Source organism: Ruegeria marisrubri (genome assembly GCF_001507595.1).
GTDB lineage: Bacteria > Pseudomonadota > Alphaproteobacteria > Rhodobacterales > Rhodobacteraceae > Ruegeria > Ruegeria marisrubri.
Map to the genome: position 1 here is coordinate 88,435 of NZ_LQBQ01000035.1, position 21,027 is coordinate 109,461.

Sequence of the window (21,027 nt, forward strand, 5' to 3'; positions counted from 1 at the left end):
GTGCAGGTCAAATAAGACCCTGCGTCAGGAAATGCAATCAGCGCCGCAATGCCAGACGGGCGGCAAGCCAGGCCACGAGCATCAGGGCAAAGTCCACCACCAGCCATGCGCGCAGCCGTTCGGTGTCGGACATTTCGTAGGGCAGAAGATACAGGGCGAGCCCGTCCAGGCTGTCGGGCAGGGCGATGAACAGCAAGGCAATGAGATTGTTGAAGAAGTGCAGGGCGATCGCCGGGCCGAGCGTTCCGGCCCGTGCGGTCAGGTCGGCCATCAGCACGCCGAAGGCGCCCGACCAGAGCGCGATCAGCGCCGCGTTCTCTCCTGCCTGTGCCGGAACATAGTGCCCGGCGGCGAACAGGATCGACGGGATGACCATCCAGATCACCGGCGCGCGGAACCGCGCGGCCAGGCATTGCTGGAGGTATCCGCGAAAGAGGATTTCCTCGGCGCTGGTCTGAATCAGGATGGCGGCAAGGGAAAAGGGCAGGATGAGCAGCCAGACCGACAGTTGCAGATTCGGCTGCAGCGGGGCGCCCATGTCATAGGGCGGCAGAACGAACAGCACCGCCCCGAGGATGAGAAGCACGCGCAGGACCCGCCAGAACTGCTGCCTGGCCTGTGCGAGTGGTCCGACGATGCTTTCCAGGCTGCGCCGCTGGAATGTCCGGGCGGCGGCGGCCACGCCCAGGATGAGGAAACCGAAGCTGCCCAGCAACAGCAGCAGGGCACCGGGGTTTGCACCTGTCAGGAATCCCCGGATCAGCTCGTCCGAGCCCAGCTTGGTGACCAGCGTCAGAAGGAACGCGTTCAGCCCGAAAACCACGACCGCCATCAAAAGCAGCCCGGCCAGCAGGCGCCAGAGCTCGGGATATCGGCGTGCGGGCGCCACGAGTTGCTCGTGCGCAGCATAGACCCGTTCGATCCGGTCACCGCCCATGCAGATCGTCCTCCGGCAGGGCAAGCAATTCAGGGTCGGCCAGCGATGCGGCATTGATGTTCGCGGCCTGCAGACGGCGCGACAGGTCCACGAGATGGCCGGACACGGTTTCCAGAAGTTGCACCGCGACATTGGCATCGCTTTCCATGACCGCGCGGAATTCTTCTGCTCCGATCCGCAGGAACTTGCAGTTGGTGTCGGCCACCAGGTCAAGCTGCCTTGGCTCTCCGGTGATGATGGACAAATCACCGATCAGACGGCCCGGTTCCACCTGCGTGATCGCGGCGACCGAGGTGCCGTCGCCGGGCCAGAGCAGGGTCGCGCGCCCTTCGAGACACAGGTAGACCGCGTCCGGCGTCTGACCGCGCGAAAAGATCACCTGCCCGGCCGCCGCATCATACCATTGCGCCGAGAATGCCAGCAGTCTCTGGTTGCGGGCATCCAGCTTCGAGAACAGCTCGGTCGAGGCGATGATGCTCATCTTGCGGCTGAGATCCGCCGCCGCGTCCTCGCCCAGTTCCAGCTGTCTGCGCGATTCCCCGTCAATGCGGCCGTCCACGATCTCGATGAACAGGTCATAGGCCTCGGGATGCGCGAAATGGTCTTCCATGAAGATCAGGATGGAATTCGGCAGCAGTTCCCGCAGCTTTTGCCGGGTGCGCAGGCGGCTTTCGGAATCGTGGCTGGCCAGGATCTTGTCCATGATCAGGATGTCGGGACGCTTGATCGCGGCACGGGAAAAGGCGGCGCGTTCCTGAAAGACGGTGGGCAGGCTGGCGCCGCCCAGCCCCGCGGGCAGGTCATAGATGATGGCCGCAAGCCGTCGCCGCAGCCCGGCCTCGTTCATGACCTCGGCGACGACGTCCTCGATCTCTTCGACGCGCGCGCCGGCCATGAGCGAAACCCGTCCGAACAGGGCGTTTTCCAGAACGGTCAGACGCGGAACGTACTGGTCGGGCGATACCGGAACGAACATGCCACCCAAAGACGCGCGCAGCTTCTCGGCCTGATCCCGGCGAATGGTCAGGATCTTTTCCTTGTATTTTTCGGGGAAGCTGGGGCCGATCTGTTCGGCCGTCAGCAGAAACGGCACGGTCAGAAGCAGGGCGCGCTCTTCTTCGTTCAGGGCGCGTTCACCACGTTTTTCGCGACGGTCCGCGATGTCGAGCAGGCGGTGATACATCTCCTCGCTCATGCCAAGGCGCCGGAACAGCGGGTGGTCCGTGCCTTCGCGGCCGAAGGTCCGTCTGAGGGTTTCGACCACCCCTAGCGCGATGTCGCGGGCCTCGTCCGCCAGCCCTTCGTCGTGCAGCATTGCGGTAAAGCGCTTGTCTCTGGCAAGTTCCTCGGGGGAAATGTCGTGGCTGGGCGAGGCGTAGAGAAGGTTGCTGCCAAGCGGCACCGCCGGGTTGAACCTGTCGGGTTCGAACCTGTGCACCAGATCGCCCAGCCCGCGGGACTTGATGCGCTCGGCGACCTTGGGGCGGAGATCCACGATCGCCCTGGCAAGATCAGGGTGGAGGGCAGGGTCGAAACGCGACCGGAGCGTGCGGCGGACCATGAACTCGTCGATCCCCATCGCCTCGACCAGCTTGAACCACCAGGTCCGTATCTGGTCTACGCTGTTGAGGCCCGCGATCTTGGGGTCGATCCATTTGTCCTCGAGCGAATCGGGGCTGTTGCCGGCGCGAATGGCCTCGAGCAGTTTCCGATCCCGCCGCTGATGGTCCTTCGACGGGTTTTGCGGATGGGGGCGCAGAGGCATCATCAGGTTGTCGCCCAATGTTCCGGCGAACAGGTAGGGGCGGGAATGGGCATAGCCGATGCGGGCGGCGATGACTGCCTGGTGCAGGTCGTTGAGCCGGTGGCGGGCGATCACCACCTCGCCGCGCGAGGGCAGCACTTCGCGGGTGAGAAGCTGGGCAAGCGCCTGTCGTTCCTCATCGCGCGCGGATTGTATCGCCACCCGCGCGCCCGGCGGAATGGTCAGGTCGATATCCTCGAGGATCGTGTTGCCGTCCTGATCGCGGACGGTCACGTCGCGCAGTTCGATATTGCCGCGCAGATGCGGGATTTCTTCGGGGTAGCCTTCGAACAGGTGCTCGGGGATCATGTTGCGTGGCGCGAACCGTTCGGTCACGATCTTCCAGCGCAGCGACATGTCCTGCACCTGGTTGTAATAGGTCAGCAGCTCTTTCCACGGGCTCGACAGATCCTTGTAGGCGGCCAGTGCGGCCACCAGAGCGCCGATGGTGATCTGGCCCATGATCACCAGGTAGCCGCCGACCGAATAGAACAGGAACGGCGTCAGTTGGGTGATCAGGTTGTTCAGGAACTTCATGAAGAATTTCTTCTGGTAGATCCTGAACCGCAAGTCGAACAGACGGCCCAGCCGGTCGGTGAACAGGGCCTGCCGATAGCGCCAGCCTCCATTGGTGCGCAGATCGCTGATGCCGGCGGCGCTTTCGCCGATCTCCGAGCTGAGTTTGCGCACCTCCTGGATGCGGTCCTTGTTCAGCAGGTTGATCTGCCGCTGCAGCATCGGGATCAGCCAGGCCTGCAACGGGATGAGCGCGATCGAGGCCAAACCGAACCAGACATTCTGCATGAACAGGAAGGTCACGATCGTCAGCATCTGCCCGGCCTGGAAAACCGGCTGCGCGATGGCATCGCCCATCAGCCCGCCCATCGGCTCGGCCTCGGAGGTGATCATCGAGACCAGCTCGCCCTGGCTGGTGGTGGCGAAATAGGCCTTGGGGAACCGCATCATCCGGCTGATGAGCGTGTAGCGCAGCCGGCGCAGCATGCGCTCGGACAACACGCCCTTCATCGTGTTGATCCGCATCTTCATCAGGCCGCCGATCAGGACCGTCGCCAGAAAGGCCAGACACAGCAGCATCAGGTATTCGACCTGGGTCAGCGTGAAGCCCCGGAGCGTCACGAACGAGGTGGTCGAGCCGATCGCGTCGTTGATGATCCGCTTGGGCAGCTCGAGCGAGGCGTAGAGGAAGGGAAAGGACAGGATCGTCAGAAGCAGCAGCGTGAATTGCTGCCGTTTCGAGTACTTCCAGATGAATGAAAACAAACTGGGTTCCATGCCCCGGTCCTCATCGTGGCTCGAATGATCCGCGGCAATATGCGGAAAATGCTTTGCTACCGAAACCTTGACGGTAAGTATTGACCGGCCGGATTACAAGAAAGGCAAGTCTTTTGGCCGGGGCGTCACTTGCGTCCGTTTTCCGCAGGCAAACCGGCCAGGGTCAACGCGTGCGCAACCCGGTGGGCGAAACTTTTCCGGGCAAGGTCGCCAAAACGACTTTATCTTGCCCGTTGTCATTGGCAAAAGACCTGCCAAACGCCACGGATGTGTCATGAACGGATTATCGGATCGACTTCTGCATGCACTGGCCCTCAGGAAGTGGCGCCGTGCCGCGTGCCGGGCGGAGACGGAGACCCTGGCCGAGCTGCGGATGCAACGCAACCGCGCCCGCGTATTGCGCGGACATCTGGACCGGTTGATTCACGTGGCCGACGGGCGTCTGTCGCGGCCCCGGATGGGGTCTGCGAACTTCCCCAGACCCCTGGGCACGGATTGGTCCTGGCGGCCCGATCTCTGGCGCGGGCCCTTGCCGGGGGCGGGACTGGCCTCGGCGCCCAACAAGGCGCCTGTGGACGACGAAGTCACCCTGTTTCACGACTGCGACAAACGGGACATCTCGCTGCGCCAAACCCGCAATACCCGCGACGACGATCTCGCCCCGTTCGCCGTGTGCATGGACGTCTTCGGGTTCGACGGGTCGTTCCTGTCGCTGTCCGTGGATTTGCCGCGCGAGGCCGGTTCGGGATTGACGAAGTCGCACCTGATGCGCCTCGACACCAGCATCGAAACCGAGCGCCCGCTCGGCATTTCGGCACGCCTCAACATCCAGCATGGTCCGAATACCGAACACATCGTGCGGGATCTGCCGGCCGATTCCGAAGCCAGATCGGTGGAATTCGATCTGGCCTATGCCCGCGTGAACGAAAAGCGCATCGAGAAGATCTGGCTGGATCTGATCTTTGACGCGCCCGAGATGAACCGGATGGTGGTACGCGATTTGACACTGTGCCGGCACTACCGCGCCGATTTTTGACGGAGCATGGACATGGGCCAACACAAGCTGACCGGTATTCGCTTTGACAACGGCATCTGGGAAGGTCACCTGTCCGGAAGCGGGTGGCCTGACATAGAGGTGCGGTATCTCGATCAGCCGGTCGAAGGGGTTGCGGTTGCCGAAGCGGACAACGGCTGGACCCTGCAGGTTCCGGTTCCGCTGCGGGCCATATCGGAAGGCGTGCATACGTTTCTCATCTATGACGCAGCCTCGAACACCAGGCTGGGCGATTTCACCGTGATCGCCGGCGCGCCTGCTGCAGACGATCTAAGAGCCGAAGTGGCGCTTCTGCGGGCAGAGCTGGACATGCTGAAACGGGCCTTCCGGCGGCATTGCGCGGATACGGCGGACTAGGCGCGCGGGCTACGGTTCGCACGCGCCCGGATCGGACTACCCTACAACGTTGTAGCCACGTCCGCGCATGCAGTTCCTGACGATGGATTCGCGTTGCGCATTCTTTTGCACGGCGCTGCTGGTCAGGCCGCCCAGGGCACCGACGGCGGCGGCTTCGCCGATGCTGTCGCCGTCATCCAGAATGGCCGAGGTGGCCGCACCCACCCCCGCGCCGACGGCAATCGACCCCGCCGTCTTGCCATCCGCCAGGGGCTGTGATGCCGCCAGAGCCTGACACTCTGCCAAGTCCGCGTTGTAGTTCGGCCCGACCGGCCCGTCTATGACGGGCGTGTAATTGGCGCCGGAATTCGCACATGCCCCGACCAGAAAAACAATCGGGACAATGGAAGCCATCTTGAAACGCTGCATGTTCAATCCTGTGACAAATGGAATAATCGGGCGGGTTGTTCTCCCGTGGATGGTGCTGTGTTAGCACAGGGGCACCACGCCGGGCAATTTCGGCGATTTCACCTTCGAAAGGGCCCGGCAAAACGAAAGGGCCGCGCAAGGCGCGGCCCTGTGTCTTCACTTCGTGCCGGCGTTTCAGTCTTGCGCGCCGAAGGCCGAGAGGCCCTTGAGGATGTCGATGGCATAGGCCAGCTGATAGTCCTCTTCACGAAGTTTCGCAGTGGCCTCGGCCTTGGCGCGATCCTCTTCGATCTGGCGGATCTCGTCCTCGGTCAGGCTGTCATTGCTGAGTCGGCCACGCAGATCGGCCTCGGAGCGGGTGCGCGCCTTTTCGGCCTCATCCTCGTCCGCTTCCGGGCGCCGGCGCGGCTGTTCCACCACGATGTCGGGGCTGACGCCCAGTGCCTGGATCGACCGGCCCGAGGGCGTGTAGTAGCGCGCCGTGGTCAGGCGCATCGCCCCGTCGCCACGCAGCGGCATCACGGTCTGGACCGACCCTTTGCCGAAGCTCTTGGTGCCGACCACGATGGCGCGGCGGTGATCCTGCAGGGCACCGGCCACGATTTCCGAGGCCGAGGCCGAGCCACCATTGATCAGAACCACGACCGGCTTGCCCTGGATCAGGTCTCCGGGGGTGGCGTTGAAACGTTCGCCGTCTTCGGGGTTGCGGCCGCGGGTGGACACGATCTCGCCCTCGTCGAGGAAGGCGTCGGATACCTTGATTGCCTGCGTCAGCAGCCCGCCGGGGTTGTTGCGCAGGTCCAGAACCACGCCGTTGACCTTGTCGATGCCGCCGGCCTCTTCGATCTGCTTTTCCAGGCCTTCCTTGAGGTTCGGATAGGTCTGGTCGTTGAAGGTGGTCACGCGCAGCACCACGCTCTCGCCCTCGGTGCGGGCCCGCACGGCGGTCAGCTTGATGGTGTCGCGGATGATGGTGACGTCAAAGGGCTCGGGCTCGCCTTCGCGCACCACGGTGATCACGATTTCCGAACCGACCGGGCCGCGCATCAATTCAACCGCCTTGTCCAGGGTCAGGCCAAGAACGCTTTCGCCATCCACATGGGTGATGAAGTCGCCGGCCTCGATCCCGGCCTCGTCGGCGGGGGTGCCGTCGATCGGCGAGACCACCTTGACGAAACCTTCCTCCTGCGTGACCTCGATGCCCAGGCCGCCGAACTCGCCGCGGGTCTGCACGCGCATCTGCTCGGCATCCTCGGGCGAGAGATAGCTGGAATGCGGATCCAGCGAGGTCAGCATGCCGTCGATCGCGGCCTCGATCAGCTCGTTTGCTTCGACTTCTTCCACGTATTGCGCCCTGATCCGTTCGAAAATGTCTCCGAACAGGTCAAGCTGCTGATACACGCTGGCGTTCGCCTTTGCTTCCTGCGCAACTAGTGGCCCGGCAATCTGGGTCGTGGCAATGATGCCTGCCAGGGTTCCGGCCAGACTGGCCATCACGAATTTCTTCATACTCGTCTATCCATCCTTGTCCGTTCGGAACCACTTTTCGGGGTTCACGGGGCGTCCGCCTTCTCTGACCTCTATATAGAGCGTTTCTGAGCGGTCAGTTCCAGTGCCTTCACCGCTTGTTGACAAAATCGCGCCGATTTCGGGCGATGCACCCGGCATCAGGCCGACCGGGCTGCCTGCCGGAATGACCTGCCCGGGCTCTCCGTAGACTTCCTGAAGGCCGGAAAAGACGAACAGAAGATCGGGCTGCGGTTCCAGGATCACGACATTGCCGAGATCCAGAAGCGGGCCGCGATAGCGGATCGTGGCGGCAGTCGGAGACGTGACGATGGCCCGTGGCCGGGTGCCCAGGATCATGCCTTCGCGGCGAATGCCCGCCGCGTCGGCCTCGCCCGCACGGCGCAGGACCACGCCCTGAGCCGGCAGTTCGATCTGCCCCTTGAGCGCGGACACATCCGCGTTCGTCGCGGCGATCTCGCCCGCCGCGATTTCGGACAGGCCGCTGGCAAATGCCTCGAGCGTTTCGGTCGAAGAGACGAGGATCGCTGTGCGGATGGGGTCTTCGGTGAACCGTCGCGGCAGGTCGGTTCTGTCGGCGATGGCCTTGCTGAGTTCGGTGCGCGCCTTCTGCACCCCCGCAAGCCCTTCGGCAAGGGAATCGGCCGCAGCCTGCTGCAATTGGCGCAGGGTGCGGACGTCTTCGAGATCCTTCGCCAGATCCTGCGCCCGCGCGTTCAGCGCCGGCGTGACGTCGGCCAGCATCATGCCCGCGCGCGCCGCGCCCAGCGGGCCCGAGGGATGCAGCATCAGAAGCGGTGGGGATGTCGTTTCGATGGTCTGAAGGGCGCCGAGAAGCCGGGAAACCTCTTTCTCGCGCGCCCGCAGTTCGGCCGTCAACTGGGCCTCGCGGATCGCGGCCTTGCGCATCCCGTCCCGCGTTGCGGCCAGCCCCGCCTCGTAGGCGCGGATGATTTCGGTCAGCGCCCGAACGCGGTCGCGGGCCCCTTCGGCACCGTTCAGGGCCTCGGCTGCCTGTTCCAGCAACTGCGCCGCGTGGCGCGCGGCCTCGGCGGGGTCGCTCTGGGCTGCCGCCGGACCGACCCAGAGCAGCGCGGCCAGAATTGCCGCGCGGATCCTCATGCCAGCAGGCTCTGGCCGGTCATCTCGGGCGGCTTGGGCAGGCCCATCAACTCGAGCACGGTGGGCGCCAGATCCGACAGCCGGCCTTCGCGCAGTGTCGCGCCCTCGGGGCCGCCGACCAGCGCGACCGGCACCGGGTTCAGCGTGTGCGCCGTGTGGGGCCCGCCGGTTTCCGGGTCGATCATGGTTTCGCAGTTGCCGTGATCGGCGGTCACGATCATCGCGCCGCCAGCCTTTTCCAGCGCGGCGATGACCTTTGCCAGACCCTGATCCACGGCCTCGCAGGCCTTGATCGCCGCCTGCAGGTCGCCGGTGTGCCCGACCATGTCCGGGTTGGCATAGTTGGTGACGATCAGGTCATAGCCCGCCTCGATCGCCGCGACGAATTTCTCGGTCACTTCCGCCGCCGACATCTCGGGCTGCAGGTCGTAGGTGGCCACCTTGGGCGACGGGGCCATGTAGCGGTCCTCGCCCACCTCGGGCTCTTCCTTGCCGCCGTTGAGGAAGAAGGTGACATGCGGGTATTTCTCGGTCTCGGCCAGGCGGAACTGGCGCAGACCTTGCTTGGCCACCCAGGCGCCCAGCGTGTTCACGATGTCGCGCTTGGGGAAAACCGTCGTCATGTAGGCGTTGTGGCGGTCGGAATATTCGACCATGCCCAGAAGCCCGGACAGTTTGGGCCGGGTCCCCGTATCGAACTCGGCAAAGCCCGGCTCGCCGATGGCGCGCAGGATCTCGCGGGCGCGGTCGGCGCGGAAGTTGAGGCAGAAGAAGCCGTCGCCATCCTTCATGCCGTCATAGCCCGCCAGAACGGTGGGGGCGATGAACTCGTCGGTTTCCGACTGGTTGTAGGCGTGGTCAATCGCGGAATGCGCGGTGGTCACCTTGCGGCCTTCGGCCTTGACCATGGCGTTGTAGGCCTCGCTGACCCGTTCCCAGCGATTGTCGCGGTCCATCGCGAAATAGCGGCCGCTGACGGTGACGATGCGGGCGCCTTGGGGCAGGCGCTCTTCCAGTTCGGCGACATAGGTGAAGGCGGATTTCGGCGCCACGTCGCGGCCATCGGTGATGGCATGCAGGGCAACGGGAACGCCCGCCTCGGTGATGGCGCGGGCCGCTGCGACGATGTGGTTGAGATGCCCGTGCACGCCGCCATCCGAGACCAGCCCCATCAGATGCGCGGTGCCGCCGGCGGCCTTTACCTCGGCGATGAACGCCTGCAGCGCTTCGTTTTCAAAGAACGACCCGTCCTCGATCGCCAGGTCGATCTGGCCCAGGTCCATCGCCACCACCCGGCCGGCGCCGATATTGGTGTGGCCGACCTCGGAATTGCCCATCTGCCCGGTGGGCAGGCCCACATCCGGCCCGTGCGTGATCAGGCGCGCGTGCGGCCCCTTGGACATGATCGCGTCGAAGGTGGGCGTGTGCGCCAGATAGGGCGCGTTTGCCTTTGTGTCGTCGGACAGTCCCCAACCATCGAGAATGCACAGAACTACGGGTTTGGGGGCGGTCATGGTGGGTCTCCGGAAACTGCTCTTGGCCGCCTTCTAACCCGTGTGTCCCCGAGGGTGAACCGCCTTTAGCGCCACCAACTGCGACTTGTCGCCGGAAATCCCGGCAATTTCCGCCTTGTCGCCAACCTGCGTCGCCATTCCGGGGGTCAGCAGGTGCCGCAGCAGGGCCACGGGATGTGCCCGCAGGCTCAGGCGGGTGGCCACATAATCCTCGACCACCTGTTCGCCCAGCGACATCTGCGGCAGATGGGCGGCGGGCTCGTCCAGCGCCTCGCCTTCCAGATCCTGCGCGAACAGGGGCAGAGGCCTGGCGGTGGCGATCGCCTTGGCCTGCCACAGCGCCTCGCGCCGGGTCAGGCCGCAGGCGGCAAAGGCATCCGCCTCGGCCAGCCGCTCGATCACCGAGGGGCCAAGGCCCGCGCGGCGCCAGACGTCCTCGACCTGATGGTAGCCGTTGCCGCGCGCGGCGGTCAGCCAACTGGCGTCCTCTTCGCTGAGGCCCTTGATCTGGCGAAAGCCCAGCCGCAGGGCCAGCCCGCCATGGCCGTCGGGTTCCATCACGTTGTCCCAGAAACTGGCGTTGATGCAGACCGGGCGCACCTGCACGCCATGTTCGCGCGCATCGCGCACGATCTGGGCGGGGGCATAGAACCCCATCGGCTGCGAGTTCAGCAGCGCGCAGGCGAAAATCCCCGGATGGTGGCACTTGATCCAAGCGCTGGCATAGACCAGCAGCGCAAAGCTGGCCGCGTGACTTTCGGGGAAGCCGTAGGAGCCGAACCCCTCGATCTGCGAGAAACAGCGCTCGGCAAATTCGGCGTCATAGCCGTTGCGCTGCATCCCGCGCAGGAACAGGGTGCGGAATTCGCTGACATTGCCGTGCTTCTTGAAGGTCGCCAGCGACCGCCGCAGCCGGTCGGCCTGTTCCGGCGTGAAACCCGCGCCGACGATGGCGATCTGCATCGCCTGTTCCTGGAACAGCGGCACGCCCAGCGTCTTGCCCAGCACCTCGCCCAGTGCGTCCGAGGGAAAGCTGACCTCCTCCTCGCCATTGCGGCGGCGGATATAGGGATGCACCATGTCGCCCTGGATGGGGCCGGGGCGGATGATGGCGACCTCGATCACCAGATCATAGAAATTGCGCGGCCGCATCCGGGGCAGAAAGTTCATCTGCGCACGTGACTCCACCTGGAACACGCCGACCGAATCCGCGCGGCACAGCATGTCATAGACCGCCGGGTCCTCGGGCGGCAGGGTAGCGAGCGTGTAACTCGTCTGATGGTGCTGGGTGATCAGGTCAAAGGCCTTGCGGATGCAGGTCAGCATGCCAAGGCTCAGGACATCGACCTTGAGGATGCCCAGACTGTCGATGTCGTCCTTGTCCCAGCAGATGACGGTGCGGTCCTCCATCGTGGCGTTCTCGATGGGCACCATCTCGTCCAGACGGCCCTCGGTGATGATGAACCCGCCCACATGCTGGGACAGGTGGCGGGGGAAGCCGTTGATCTGATGCACCAGTGTTAGAGTCTGTTTCAGGCGGCGATCCTCGGGGTCGAGGCCGATCTCGCGCATGCGTTCGGCCTCGAGCCCCGAGGCCGAGAAAAACCCCCACAGCTGCGAGGACAGGGCGGAAATCGTGTCCTCGGTCAGGCCCATGGCACGGCCCACCTCGCGGATGGCGCGCTTGCCGCGATAGTGGATCACCGTGGCGCACAGCCCCGCGCGGTGGCGGCCATAGCGTTCATAGATGTGCTGGATCACCTCTTCGCGGCGTTCATGTTCGAAATCCACGTCAATGTCGGGCGGCTCGTCCCGCGCCTCGGAGACGAAGCGTTCAAACACCATGGTGCCCATCTCGGGGCTGACCGAGGTGACGCCCAGGCAATAGCAGACCACCGAATTGGCCGCCGAGCCGCGCCCCTGGCACAGGATCCCGCGGCCGCGGGCAAAATGCACGATGTCGCGGACGGTCAGGAAGTAGGGTTCGTATTTCAGCTTGCCGATCAGGGACAGCTCATGCGCCAGCATCGCCTTGACCTTTTCAGGGGCGCCGGCGGGATAGCGCCAGGCCAGCCCTTCATGCGCCAGACGGTGCAGGCGCTGGGCGGGGGTTTCGGTGCCGCTGACCTCGCTGGGGTATTCATAGCGCAGCTCGTCCAGCGAGAAGGTGAGGTGTTCGCTGAGCGCATACGCGCGGGCCACGGCGCCTTCATGCCCCTTGAAGATGCGCAGCATCTCGGCCTCGGACCGCAGGCGCTGCTCGCCATTGGCCAGCGCGTGGCGGCCCAAGTCGTCCACCTTGCGGCGCAGGCGGATCGCGGTCAGCACATCGGCCAGCCGGCGGCGCGACCCGTGATGCATCATCGGCGCGGCGCTGGCGATGCTGGGCAGGCCCAGATGGCCCGATTCAGTCTCTAACAAATGGAAAAACGCCGCATCCGCCCCGTCATAGCGGGGATGCATCAGCAGGTGCATGCGCCCGGCAAAGCGGCGCGTCAGCTGTTGCGCCTGTGTCCGCCACCCGCTCGCGCCGCCGGTCGGACGGCCCGCCTGTGGCCAGAGCAGCAGGTGGAGGCCGTCGGAGAACTCCAGCAGGTCGGACAGCTGCAGGATGCAGTCGCCCTTGGCGGCGCGCAGCCGTCCGGTGGACAGAAGGCGGCACAGGCTGGCCCAACCCTGCCGGTTGATGGGCAGGGCGGTGACGGGCGGGGCATCGGCAAAGATCAGCCGCGCCGCCGGGATCAGGCGCGGCACCGCGTGCACCGGGAACGAGGGTGGTTTCGGGATGTGATCGGGGCAGGGCGGGCCGATGGGCGTGTTCTGCTCTTCCCATGCGTGGCGCTCACGCACCTTGCGGGCGATCTCGCGCGCCTGGGTATGGGCGCGGACGATGCCGGCCACCGAGTTGTCATCGGCGATGGCGATGGCGGGCAGGCCCAGGGTGACGGCGCGCTCCATGTACTCCTCGGGGTGCGAAGCCCCGGTGAGGAAGGTGAAGTTCGACGTGATCGACAGCTCGGCATACATGGCGAGTCGTCATTATATTCTTGTTTTGTTCTTTTTCGAGTCCTTTGCGCAGGAAACGGGTCGCCTAGACCAGGCCAGGCGCGCATGGTTGCAGAAAAAGGAGGCCTGATATGTTCAAGATCACCGCTCTGCCCACTGACGAAGTCCGCGCCCTTCAGGCAGGTCAGCCTGATGCATATGGCGCCGCGCCCGAGCGCGCCGTTTCGTCGGGGGCTGGCAATCCCTGTCGCCACTGCCTGAAGAACATTCCCGAAGGCGCAGAGATGCTGATTTTGGCGCATCGTCCCTTTTTAGAGCCACATCCATACGCTGAAACAGGGCCGATCTTTCTGTGCACAACGCCTTGCGAGCGCTATGAAGGCGACGCCCTGCCCGAGATTTTGACCACTGCACCCGACTATCTGATCAAGGGGTATGGACCAGATGACCGGATCGTTTATGGCACCGGGGCAATCACGCCCAAAGATCAGATCGACGCAAAAGTCAGCGACATTTTTGCCCGCCCGGACGTGGCCTATATTCACGTCAGGTCGGCACGGAACAACTGCTACCAAGCGCGGATAGACCGGGTTTAGAGCTTGAGCCGGTGCAGGCCCCGGCGGGGTTGGTCCTGATCGTCGGCGGGGGGATCCTCGGCACGCGAGGAAGTGAGGGCCAGGAACACGTCCTCGAGATCGGCCTCTTCGGTGCGCACGTCGCGGATGCGGATGCCGGCCTGACGAACCGCTTCGAGCACCTGCTCGGCGCTGGTTTCCGGGCTGCGGTAGTGCAGCGCCAGGCTGCCGTCGTCGCGCAGGCTGGCCTGAACGCCGGGTGCGGCGGGCAGGGCGGTCACGGGGGCCTCGGGGGTGATGACCATGGTGCGGCCGTCCATGCGGCCCAGCAGGTTGGCGGTGCTGTCCTGCGCCACCTTTTCCCCGTGGTTGATGATGGCGATCTCGTCGCACATCTCCTGCGCTTCTTCCAGGTAGTGCGTGGTCAGGATGATGGTCATGCCCTGCTGGTTCAGCTTGCGAACATTGGCCCACAGCATCTGGCGCAGCTCGATGTCCACGCCGGCGGTGGGTTCGTCCAGCACCAGGATTTTCGGGTGGTGCACCAGCGCCTTGGCCAGCAGCAGCCGCCGCCGCATCCCGCCCGAGAGCGTGCGGGCATAGGCCTCGGCCTTGTCGCTGAGGCCCACCAGTTCGAGGATTTCGTCGCTGCGTCGCTGCGATTTCGGCACGCCGTATAGCCCGGCCTGCACCTCGAGCGCGCCGCGGGGGGTGAAGAAGGGGTCGAGGTTCAGCTCCTGCGGCATCACCCCGATGGCGGCACGGGACTGGCGCGGGTTGCGGTCCTGGTCATAGCCCCAGATCGTCACCTGGCCGGCGGTCTTGATCACCAGGCCGGCGAGAATGTTGATCAGTGTCGATTTGCCGGCGCCGTTCGGCCCCAGCAGGCCAAAGACCGACCCGCGCGGGATGTCCAGGTCGATGCCCTTCAGCGCGTGTTTCTCGGGCTGGCCCTTGCCGCCGCGATAGGTTTTGCGCAGGCCGCGAAGGCTGATCGCTGCATCGGTCATTGCTGGCTCTTGCTCCCGGTTTCCTGATCGCTCATAAACGCACCTAATGCATGCCCGCGAGGCCGACAACCAGTGAAGGATCGCACGCCGTGACAATCGAAGCTCCGGAAACCAAGATCGTCGAGACAAGCCGCATCGCCTGTGATGGCGGCGAGGGCGCGCTGGGCCATCCGCGCGTCTGGTTGCAGATCCCCGAGGATCAGGGCTGGGTCGAATGCCCCTATTGCGATTGCAAATATGTTCTGAAGGGGCACGAAAAGGCAGCCTGAGCGCCCGTGGCCCGGTTCGGGTCATGAGTATTTGAGAAAAGGTGAAGCAGTGGGGCGCGGTTGACGGCGGCCCTGCCGGTATGCCCATGCCATGAGTGGGCTCGCGAGGACGAGGGAGAGGGCGCGCATGAGCAAATTCGGAAAAGGCTGCCATCTGCATCTGATCGATGGGTCCGCGTTCATCTTTCGCGCCTATCACGCGCTGCCGCCGCTGACGAGGAAATCGGACGGGCTGCCGATTGGCGCCGTTTCGGGCTTTTGCAACATGCTGCAGCGCTATGTGGATGGCGACCACGGCCCCGATGCGCCGACCCATCTGGCGGTGATCTTCGACAAGGGCTCGCACACCTTCCGCAACGATCTGTACGACCTCTACAAGGCCAACCGCGAGGCGATGCCCGAGGACCTGCGCCCGCAGATCCCGCTGACCCGGCAGGCGACCGAGGCCTTCAACATCCCCTGCAAAGAACTGGAGGGGTACGAGGCCGACGACATCATCGCCACGCTGGCCTGCCAGGCGCGCAAGGCCGGCGGGCGGGTGACCATCGTCAGTTCCGACAAGGACCTGATGCAGCTGGTGGGCGACGGTGTCGAGATGCTGGACGCCATGAAGAACAAGCGCATCGACCGCGAGGGGGTGTTCGAGAAATTCGGCGTCTACCCCGAGCGCGTCGTGGATGTGCAGGCGCTGGCCGGTGACAGCGTCGACAACGTGCCGGGCGCGCCGGGGATCGGGATCAAGACGGCGGCGCTGTTGATCAACGAATATGGTGATTTGGAAACGCTTCTGGACCGCGCCGAGGAGATCAAGCAGCCCAAGCGCCGCCAGACCCTGATCGAGAAGCGCGACCAGATCGAACTGTCGAAAAAGCTGGTGCAGCTGGACTGCAAGACGCCGCTGGATTTCACGCTGGACGATCTGGAACTGCGTGACCCCGACCCGGACAAGCTGTTGTCGTTCCTGGCCGAGATGGAGTTCCGTACGCTTTCCAAGCGGATTGCCGAGAAGCTGGGGGTTGAGCCGCCGGTTATTCCCGAGGCGCCGGCGGCACCAGTGGCAGCGGATGATCCTCCGGCCGAGGACATCCCGTTCGACGCCAGCAAATACGAATGCGTGCGCGATGCGGCGGCGTTGCAGAAATGGATCGACCAGGCGCATGAACGCGGCTGGGTGGCGGTGGACACCGAGACCACGGGGCTGAACGAGATGATTGCCGATCTGGTCGGCATCTCGCTGTGCATCGAGCCGGGCGAGGCCTGTTACATCCCTCTGACCCACCGCGACGGGGCCAGCGACGACCTGTTCGGCTCGGACGCGCTGGCCGAGGGGCAGATGCCGCTGGATGAGGCGCTGAAGCTGCTGAAGCCGGTGCTCGAGGACCCGTCGATCCTGAAGATCGGGCAGAACATGAAATATGATGCCAAGATCTTTGCGCGCTACGGCGTGGATGTGGCCCCGATCGACGACACGATGCTGATGTCCTATGCCATGCATGCGGGCGAGCATGGACACGGCATGGACACGCTGTCGGAACGGTTTCTGGGCCACACGCCGATCCCGATCAAGCCGCTGCTGGGCTCGGGCAAATCGGCGATCACCTTCGACAAGGTGCCGATCGACGAGGCCACCGCCTATGCCGCCGAGGATGCCGACATCACCCTGCGCCTGTGGAAGCTGTTCAAGCCGCAGTTGCACCGGGTTCAGGTCACCACCGTCTATGAGACGATGGAGCGCCCCTTGGTGCCGGTTCTGGCCGAGATGGAGATGCATGGCATCAAGGTCGACCGCGACGTTCTGAGCCGCATGTCCAATGCCTTTGCGCAGAAGATGGCGGCGTTGGAGGCCGAAATTCACGAGTTGGCAGGCGAAACCTTCAATGTCGGTTCTCCCGCGCAGCTGGGCGAGATCCTGTTCGACAAGATGGGCCTTGAGGGCGGCAAGAAGGGCAAGACCGGCAAGTATTCGACCGGCGCCGATGTGCTGGAAGATCTGGCGACCGAGCATGAATTGCCGCGCCGGGTGCTGGATTGGCGGCAGCTCAGCAAGCTGAAATCGACCTATACCGACGCGCTGCAGACCCATATCAACCCCGATACGGGCCGGGTGCATACGTCTTATGCCATTACCGGGGCGAATACGGGGCGTCTGGCCTCGACCGACCCGAACCTGCAGAACATTCCTGTGCGCACCGAGGAAGGCCGCCGCATCCGTGAGGCCTTCATCGCCGAGCCGGGCAACGTTCTGGTGTCACTGGACTATTCACAGATCGAGCTGCGCATCCTCGCGCATGTCGCCGATATTCCAGCCCTGAAACAGGCCTTTGCCGACGGGCTGGACATCCACGCCATGACCGCGTCGGAAATGTTCGACGTACCGTTGGACGAGATGACGCCCGAGATCCGCCGCAAGGCCAAGGCGATCAATTTCGGGGTGATCTACGGCATTTCGGGCTTTGGCCTGGCGCGCAACCTGCGCATTCCGCGGGCCGAGGCGCAGGGCTTCATCGACCGCTATTTCGAGCGCTTCCCGGGCATCCGGCGCTACATGGACGACACGATTGCCTTTGCCAAAGAGCATGGCTATGTGCAGACGCTGTTCGGGCGCAAGATCCATACGCCCGAGATCAATGCCAAGGGGCCGCATGCCGGGTTTGCCCGCCGCGCGGCGATCAACGCGCCGATTCAGGGCACCGCGGCGGACGTGATCCGGCGGGCGATGGTGCGGATGCCCGAGGCAATCGACGGGCTGCCGGCCAAGATGCTGCTGCAGGTGCATGACGAATTGCTGTTCGAAGTGGCCGAGGACGCGGTGGACAAGACCATCGAGGTCGCGCGCGACATCATGGAGAACGCGCCCGATCCGGCGGTGAAGCTGGACGTCAGGCTGACCGTGGATGCGGGCAAGGGCGCCAACTGGGCTGAGGCGCATTGAGAGGCAGGGCGCCGCTCATCCGGCCCGGCGGGCCCTCTTCGCGGCGGGTCAGGCCTCGGGCCTGACCAACAGGGCCACCAGCCGACGGGTCAGCGGCGCCACGAACAGGACCACCGCGAAAGCGACCGGCCAGCTGACACCCCAGGCGCCCATCCAGCTGGAAAACGTGGCGGGGCCGAAACCGACCTCTTTCACCGTGGCGATGCAGGTCACGATGCAGGACATCAGCCCGGACAGGATGAAACCGAAAAGAATCGGGGCAAATCTGGCGGGAATCATTGGCACCTTCCTCGTTCTCGTCGCTTAATCATATTCCGCATGAGGAATGTAATGTCCAGCATATCCGCGCGCGTCAAAGGGTCATCCATTTCAGAGAGGCTTCGGTGCGCGCGGTCGAGGGCGTGTATTCGGCGCTGACCCAGCCGTCATAGCCGCTTGCGTCGATCGCCTGAAACAGCGCCCTGAAGTCGGTGGGCCCGTTTCCGGGCTCGGACCTGTCGGGCGCGGCGCCGATCTGGACGTGAAAGGTCCCCGTCCCGAACCTGTCCCAGACCGACAAGGCGTCGCCGAGAATCATCTGGGCGTGGAAACTGTCGTATTGCAGCCCGACATTGGGCCGCGCGACCCGTTTCAGGATGTCGCGGGCCAGATCGTAGTCGTCCAGGAAATACCCCGGCTGGGACACCGGGTTCAGCGGCTCGATGGTAAAGCGTTGCCGGGGCGCCAGATCCGCGGCCCATTGCAGGTTGCGGACAAAGGTTTCGGCGGCCTGTTCGCCCTTTTCATATCCCGCCATCAGGTGAATCAGGCCGGGGCGCAGGATTTCGGCACAATCGAGAACCCGGCGCAGGTCGGCCCGGAACCGGCCTTCTCCGCCCGGAACCGCGGCATAGCCCGGCCTGTCACCGGCTGCGGCCGGCGGCGGCGCGTTGATCAGCACCAGTTCCAGCCCGTTGTCCTCGAGGGCCCGGCGCGTTGTTTCGGGGGCGAGGTCATAGGGAAACAGGATCTCGACCGCCCTGAACCCCGCCCGGGCGGCGGCGCCGAAACGCTGCGGATATGGCAATTCGGTGAACAGCAGAGACAGGTTGGCGGCAAATCGGGGCATCGGGATTTCCACTTGGTGCCAGTTCGGCATAGCGCAGGGCAGGTTTTGGCGAAAGGCCCCGGGGCGCAGCGGAAACGCATCCATCTGACAGTAATTCCCGGAAAAACCGTGAAACACTGTGCCGGGTGGATTGCCCCCGGCGATCTGGTCTAGGCTGAGCGGGCGAAATCTGGATACCGAAACCCCGGGGGACATCATGGGAATACGACAGACCAACGGCCGTGGCCGCCGCTTTGACAATGTGCTGGAAACCGTCGGCGACACGCCCGTCATCCGCATAAACCGGATCGCTCCCGAGCATGTCACGGTTTACGTCAAGTTCGAGGCCTTCAACCCGGCGGGGTCGGTGAAGGACCGGCTGGCGCTCAACATCATCGAGGCGGCCGAGCGCGACGGGCGCTTGAAACCCGGCCAGACGGTGGTCGAGGCGACCTCGGGCAATACCGGTATCGGGCTGGCGATGGTCTGTGCCGCCAAGGGCTATCCGCTGGTGGTGACGATGGCCGACAGTTTCTCGGTCGAGCGGCGGCGTCTGATGCGGTTCCTGGGCGCCAAGGTGGTGCTGACGCCGCGGGCGCTCAAGGGCTTTGGCATGTACACCAAGGCCAAGGAGCTGGCCGAGGAAAACGGCTGGTTCCTTGCCAGCCAGTTCGAGACGCCCGACAACGCGGACATCCACGAAAACACGACCGCGCGCGAGATCCTCGGGGATTTCGAGGGCGAGCGGCTGGACTACTGGGTGACTGGCTATGGCACGGGCGGCACGGTCGCGGGAGTCGGGCGCGTGCTGCGCAAGGAGCGCCCTGAGACCAGGATCGTTCTGGCCGAGCCCGCCAACGCCGCCATCGTGTCCTCGGGCTATGTGAACACCCGCAACGAGGCGCACCAGCCCACCGAAAGCCACCCGGCTTTCGAGCCGCACCCGATCCAGGGATGGACGCCGGATTTCATCCCCTATGTCCTGCAGGAGGCGTTGGACAATTCCTATTACGACGACCTGCTCAAGGTGCCCGGCGCCGAAGGCATCGCCTGGTCGAAACGGCTGGCCGCCGAAGAGGGGATCTTTGCCGGCATTTCCGGCGGATCGACCTTTGCCGCCGCCATGCAGGTGGCCAAGGACGCGCCCGAAGGGTCGGTGATGCTGGTGATGCTGCCGGATACCGGCGAACGCTACCTCTCGACGCCGCTGTTCGAGGGCATCCCCGAGGACATGACCGAAGAAGAGCGAAGCATTTCGCTGTCTACCCCGTCGGCGCAGATGGAGGCGGGCTGAGGCCGAGCTCTTGCCAAAAGCGCCATCTTGCCAGGCGATTCCAGCGATGAAATTGGCAGACAAGTAGCAGACGCCCTCGCAGGAACCTGCGAGGGTGTTGACGTTTCATGAGACGGTCTTGCCGAGCACCGCAACTGTCTTTGAAGCAATCCGGACCTATGCCCGGTAATGCGACAGGAACATTGCGACACAGTCCCGCATGATCCCATCCGTTTTCTGCTTCTCGCCAAGCAGGAATTCCGGCCAGAAGAAGAAGTTCTTCACCAGCGCCAGCAACTGGCTGGTGGCGAATTCCGGGTCGGCCTTTCGCAAAGCCCCAGCTTGCATCGCCTCTTCGATCAGCCGCTTGATCGGGTAATCGTGGGCAAGGCTTTCGGCGAAGAAGGCGCGTGAGCGGTCGAGATCGCGCAGGAACTCGGAAATCACCATCCGGTTCAGGCCGATGGCCTCGGGCTCGGTGATGACACTGACATAGCGTTCCAGCGCCTCGATCAGTTGTTCGTCCAGCGGGCGGTCCGGGTCATAGGGAACGGGTGCCATGGCCGAATTGCGCGCGATCATGATCTCGGTGATCGCGTCGAACAGCGCCTCTTTCGTTTCGAAATGATTGTAGAGCGTGCGACTCGACACACCAGCCCGCTTGGCGATCTGCGTGGTCTTGGCCCCCAGAAATCCGTTTTCGCGGAACTCTTCGATGGCCGCTTCGATGATATCTTTTCGTTTCTTTTCAGTCAGTTTCACGGTGAGCTCTGCCTTTCTCGCGCAAAAGTAAAATATGAAGTTTACAATTTGCGTCGATTGCCTCATATGTAAATACATCGATTTACTTTTGCAATCC

17 protein-coding genes are annotated in these 21,027 nt (G+C 64.2%); 6 read left to right on the forward strand and 11 right to left on the reverse strand.

Features of this window, described 5'->3' with window-relative positions:
- Window positions 1–37: 37 nt before the first annotated feature.
- Both AVO45_RS14665 and AVO45_RS14670 read right to left on the reverse strand, forming a co-directional pair.
- Window positions 38–937 carry a CPBP family intramembrane glutamic endopeptidase gene (locus tag AVO45_RS14665; RefSeq protein WP_068348273.1) on the reverse strand — a complete coding sequence of 300 codons (900 nt, stop codon included), beginning with the start codon at window positions 935–937 and terminating at the stop codon, window positions 38–40.
- Window positions 927–4,034 carry an ABC transporter transmembrane domain-containing protein gene (locus AVO45_RS14670; protein ID WP_068348274.1) on the reverse strand — a complete coding sequence of 1,036 codons (3,108 nt, stop codon included), beginning with the start codon at window positions 4,032–4,034 and terminating at the stop codon, window positions 927–929. The genes AVO45_RS14665 and AVO45_RS14670 overlap by 11 nt, the downstream gene beginning before the upstream one ends.
- Before the next feature lie 274 nt (window positions 4,035–4,308).
- Between AVO45_RS14670 and AVO45_RS14675 the strand changes: the two genes are divergently transcribed.
- Window positions 4,309–5,070 carry a DUF6478 family protein gene (locus tag AVO45_RS14675; RefSeq protein WP_068348276.1) on the forward strand — a complete coding sequence of 254 codons (762 nt, stop codon included), beginning with the start codon at window positions 4,309–4,311 and terminating at the stop codon, window positions 5,068–5,070.
- Window positions 5,071–5,082: 12 nt separating this feature from the next.
- Complete coding sequence (locus AVO45_RS14680; protein ID WP_068348278.1) at window positions 5,083–5,445, forward strand: hypothetical protein; 363 nt, start codon at window positions 5,083–5,085, stop codon at window positions 5,443–5,445.
- 36 nt (window positions 5,446–5,481) lie between these two features.
- On the opposite strand, the gene AVO45_RS14685 is transcribed toward AVO45_RS14680, so the two are convergent.
- The 5 genes from AVO45_RS14685 to AVO45_RS14705 all read right to left on the reverse strand — a co-directional run bounded on the left by AVO45_RS14685 (window position 5,482) and on the right by AVO45_RS14705 (window position 13,043).
- Window positions 5,482–5,838 (reverse strand): glycine zipper family protein, encoded by a 357-nt coding sequence (locus tag AVO45_RS14685; RefSeq protein ID WP_240482151.1) that lies wholly within the window; start codon window positions 5,836–5,838, stop codon window positions 5,482–5,484.
- 189 nt (window positions 5,839–6,027) lie between these two features.
- Window positions 6,028–7,362: a S41 family peptidase gene (locus AVO45_RS14690; RefSeq protein WP_068348280.1), complete on the reverse strand. Its 1,335-nt coding sequence runs from the start codon at window positions 7,360–7,362 to the stop codon at window positions 6,028–6,030.
- Window positions 7,363–7,368: 6 nt separating this feature from the next.
- Window positions 7,369–8,502 carry a murein hydrolase activator EnvC family protein gene (locus AVO45_RS14695; RefSeq protein WP_068348282.1) on the reverse strand — a complete coding sequence of 378 codons (1,134 nt, stop codon included), beginning with the start codon at window positions 8,500–8,502 and terminating at the stop codon, window positions 7,369–7,371.
- Window positions 8,499–10,016 carry a 2,3-bisphosphoglycerate-independent phosphoglycerate mutase gene (gene gpmI, locus AVO45_RS14700; RefSeq protein ID WP_068348284.1) on the reverse strand — a complete coding sequence of 506 codons (1,518 nt, stop codon included), beginning with the start codon at window positions 10,014–10,016 and terminating at the stop codon, window positions 8,499–8,501. Before gpmI ends, AVO45_RS14695 begins: the two co-directional genes overlap by 4 nt.
- A gap of 33 nt (window positions 10,017–10,049) precedes the next feature.
- Complete coding sequence (locus AVO45_RS14705; RefSeq protein ID WP_240482152.1) at window positions 10,050–13,043, reverse strand: error-prone DNA polymerase; 2,994 nt, start codon at window positions 13,041–13,043, stop codon at window positions 10,050–10,052.
- Window positions 13,044–13,153: 110 nt separating this feature from the next.
- Between AVO45_RS14705 and AVO45_RS14710 the strand changes: the two genes are divergently transcribed.
- Window positions 13,154–13,618 carry a DUF1203 domain-containing protein gene (locus tag AVO45_RS14710; protein WP_068348286.1) on the forward strand — a complete coding sequence of 155 codons (465 nt, stop codon included), beginning with the start codon at window positions 13,154–13,156 and terminating at the stop codon, window positions 13,616–13,618.
- Here the strand turns inward: AVO45_RS14710 and AVO45_RS14715 are convergent.
- Complete coding sequence (locus tag AVO45_RS14715; RefSeq protein ID WP_068348288.1) at window positions 13,615–14,607, reverse strand: ABC transporter ATP-binding protein; 993 nt, start codon at window positions 14,605–14,607, stop codon at window positions 13,615–13,617. The genes AVO45_RS14710 and AVO45_RS14715 overlap by 4 nt on opposite strands.
- Window positions 14,608–14,696: 89 nt before the next feature.
- On the opposite strand from AVO45_RS14715, the gene AVO45_RS14720 reads away from it, so the two are divergent.
- Together AVO45_RS14720 and polA are read left to right on the forward strand one after the other, a co-directional pair.
- A complete protein-coding gene (locus AVO45_RS14720; protein ID WP_068348290.1) occupies window positions 14,697–14,876 on the forward strand; it encodes a zinc-finger domain-containing protein in 180 nt (59 codons plus the stop codon).
- Between the two features lie 127 nt (window positions 14,877–15,003).
- Window positions 15,004–17,808: a DNA polymerase I gene (gene polA, locus AVO45_RS14725; RefSeq protein ID WP_068348292.1), complete on the forward strand. Its 2,805-nt coding sequence runs from the start codon at window positions 15,004–15,006 to the stop codon at window positions 17,806–17,808.
- 48 nt (window positions 17,809–17,856) lie between these two features.
- On the opposite strand, the gene AVO45_RS14730 is transcribed toward polA, so the two are convergent.
- Together AVO45_RS14730 and AVO45_RS14735 are read right to left on the reverse strand one after the other, a co-directional pair.
- Window positions 17,857–18,087, reverse strand: coding sequence for a DUF2798 domain-containing protein (locus AVO45_RS14730; protein ID WP_068348293.1), 231 nt, complete (start codon window positions 18,085–18,087; stop codon window positions 17,857–17,859).
- A gap of 73 nt (window positions 18,088–18,160) precedes the next feature.
- A complete protein-coding gene (locus AVO45_RS14735; RefSeq protein ID WP_068348697.1) occupies window positions 18,161–18,916 on the reverse strand; it encodes a hydroxypyruvate isomerase family protein in 756 nt (251 codons plus the stop codon).
- 196 nt (window positions 18,917–19,112) lie between these two features.
- Here AVO45_RS14735 and cysK point away from each other — a divergent pair, with 196 nt between their 5' ends.
- Window positions 19,113–20,189 carry a cysteine synthase A gene (gene cysK, locus AVO45_RS14740; RefSeq protein ID WP_068348701.1) on the forward strand — a complete coding sequence of 359 codons (1,077 nt, stop codon included), beginning with the start codon at window positions 19,113–19,115 and terminating at the stop codon, window positions 20,187–20,189.
- A gap of 156 nt (window positions 20,190–20,345) precedes the next feature.
- On the opposite strand, the gene AVO45_RS19790 is transcribed toward cysK, so the two are convergent.
- On the reverse strand, window positions 20,346–20,930 hold the full coding sequence (locus tag AVO45_RS19790; protein ID WP_068348295.1) for a TetR/AcrR family transcriptional regulator: 585 nt from the start codon (window positions 20,928–20,930) through the stop codon (window positions 20,346–20,348).
- Window positions 20,931–21,027 lie beyond the last annotated feature (97 nt).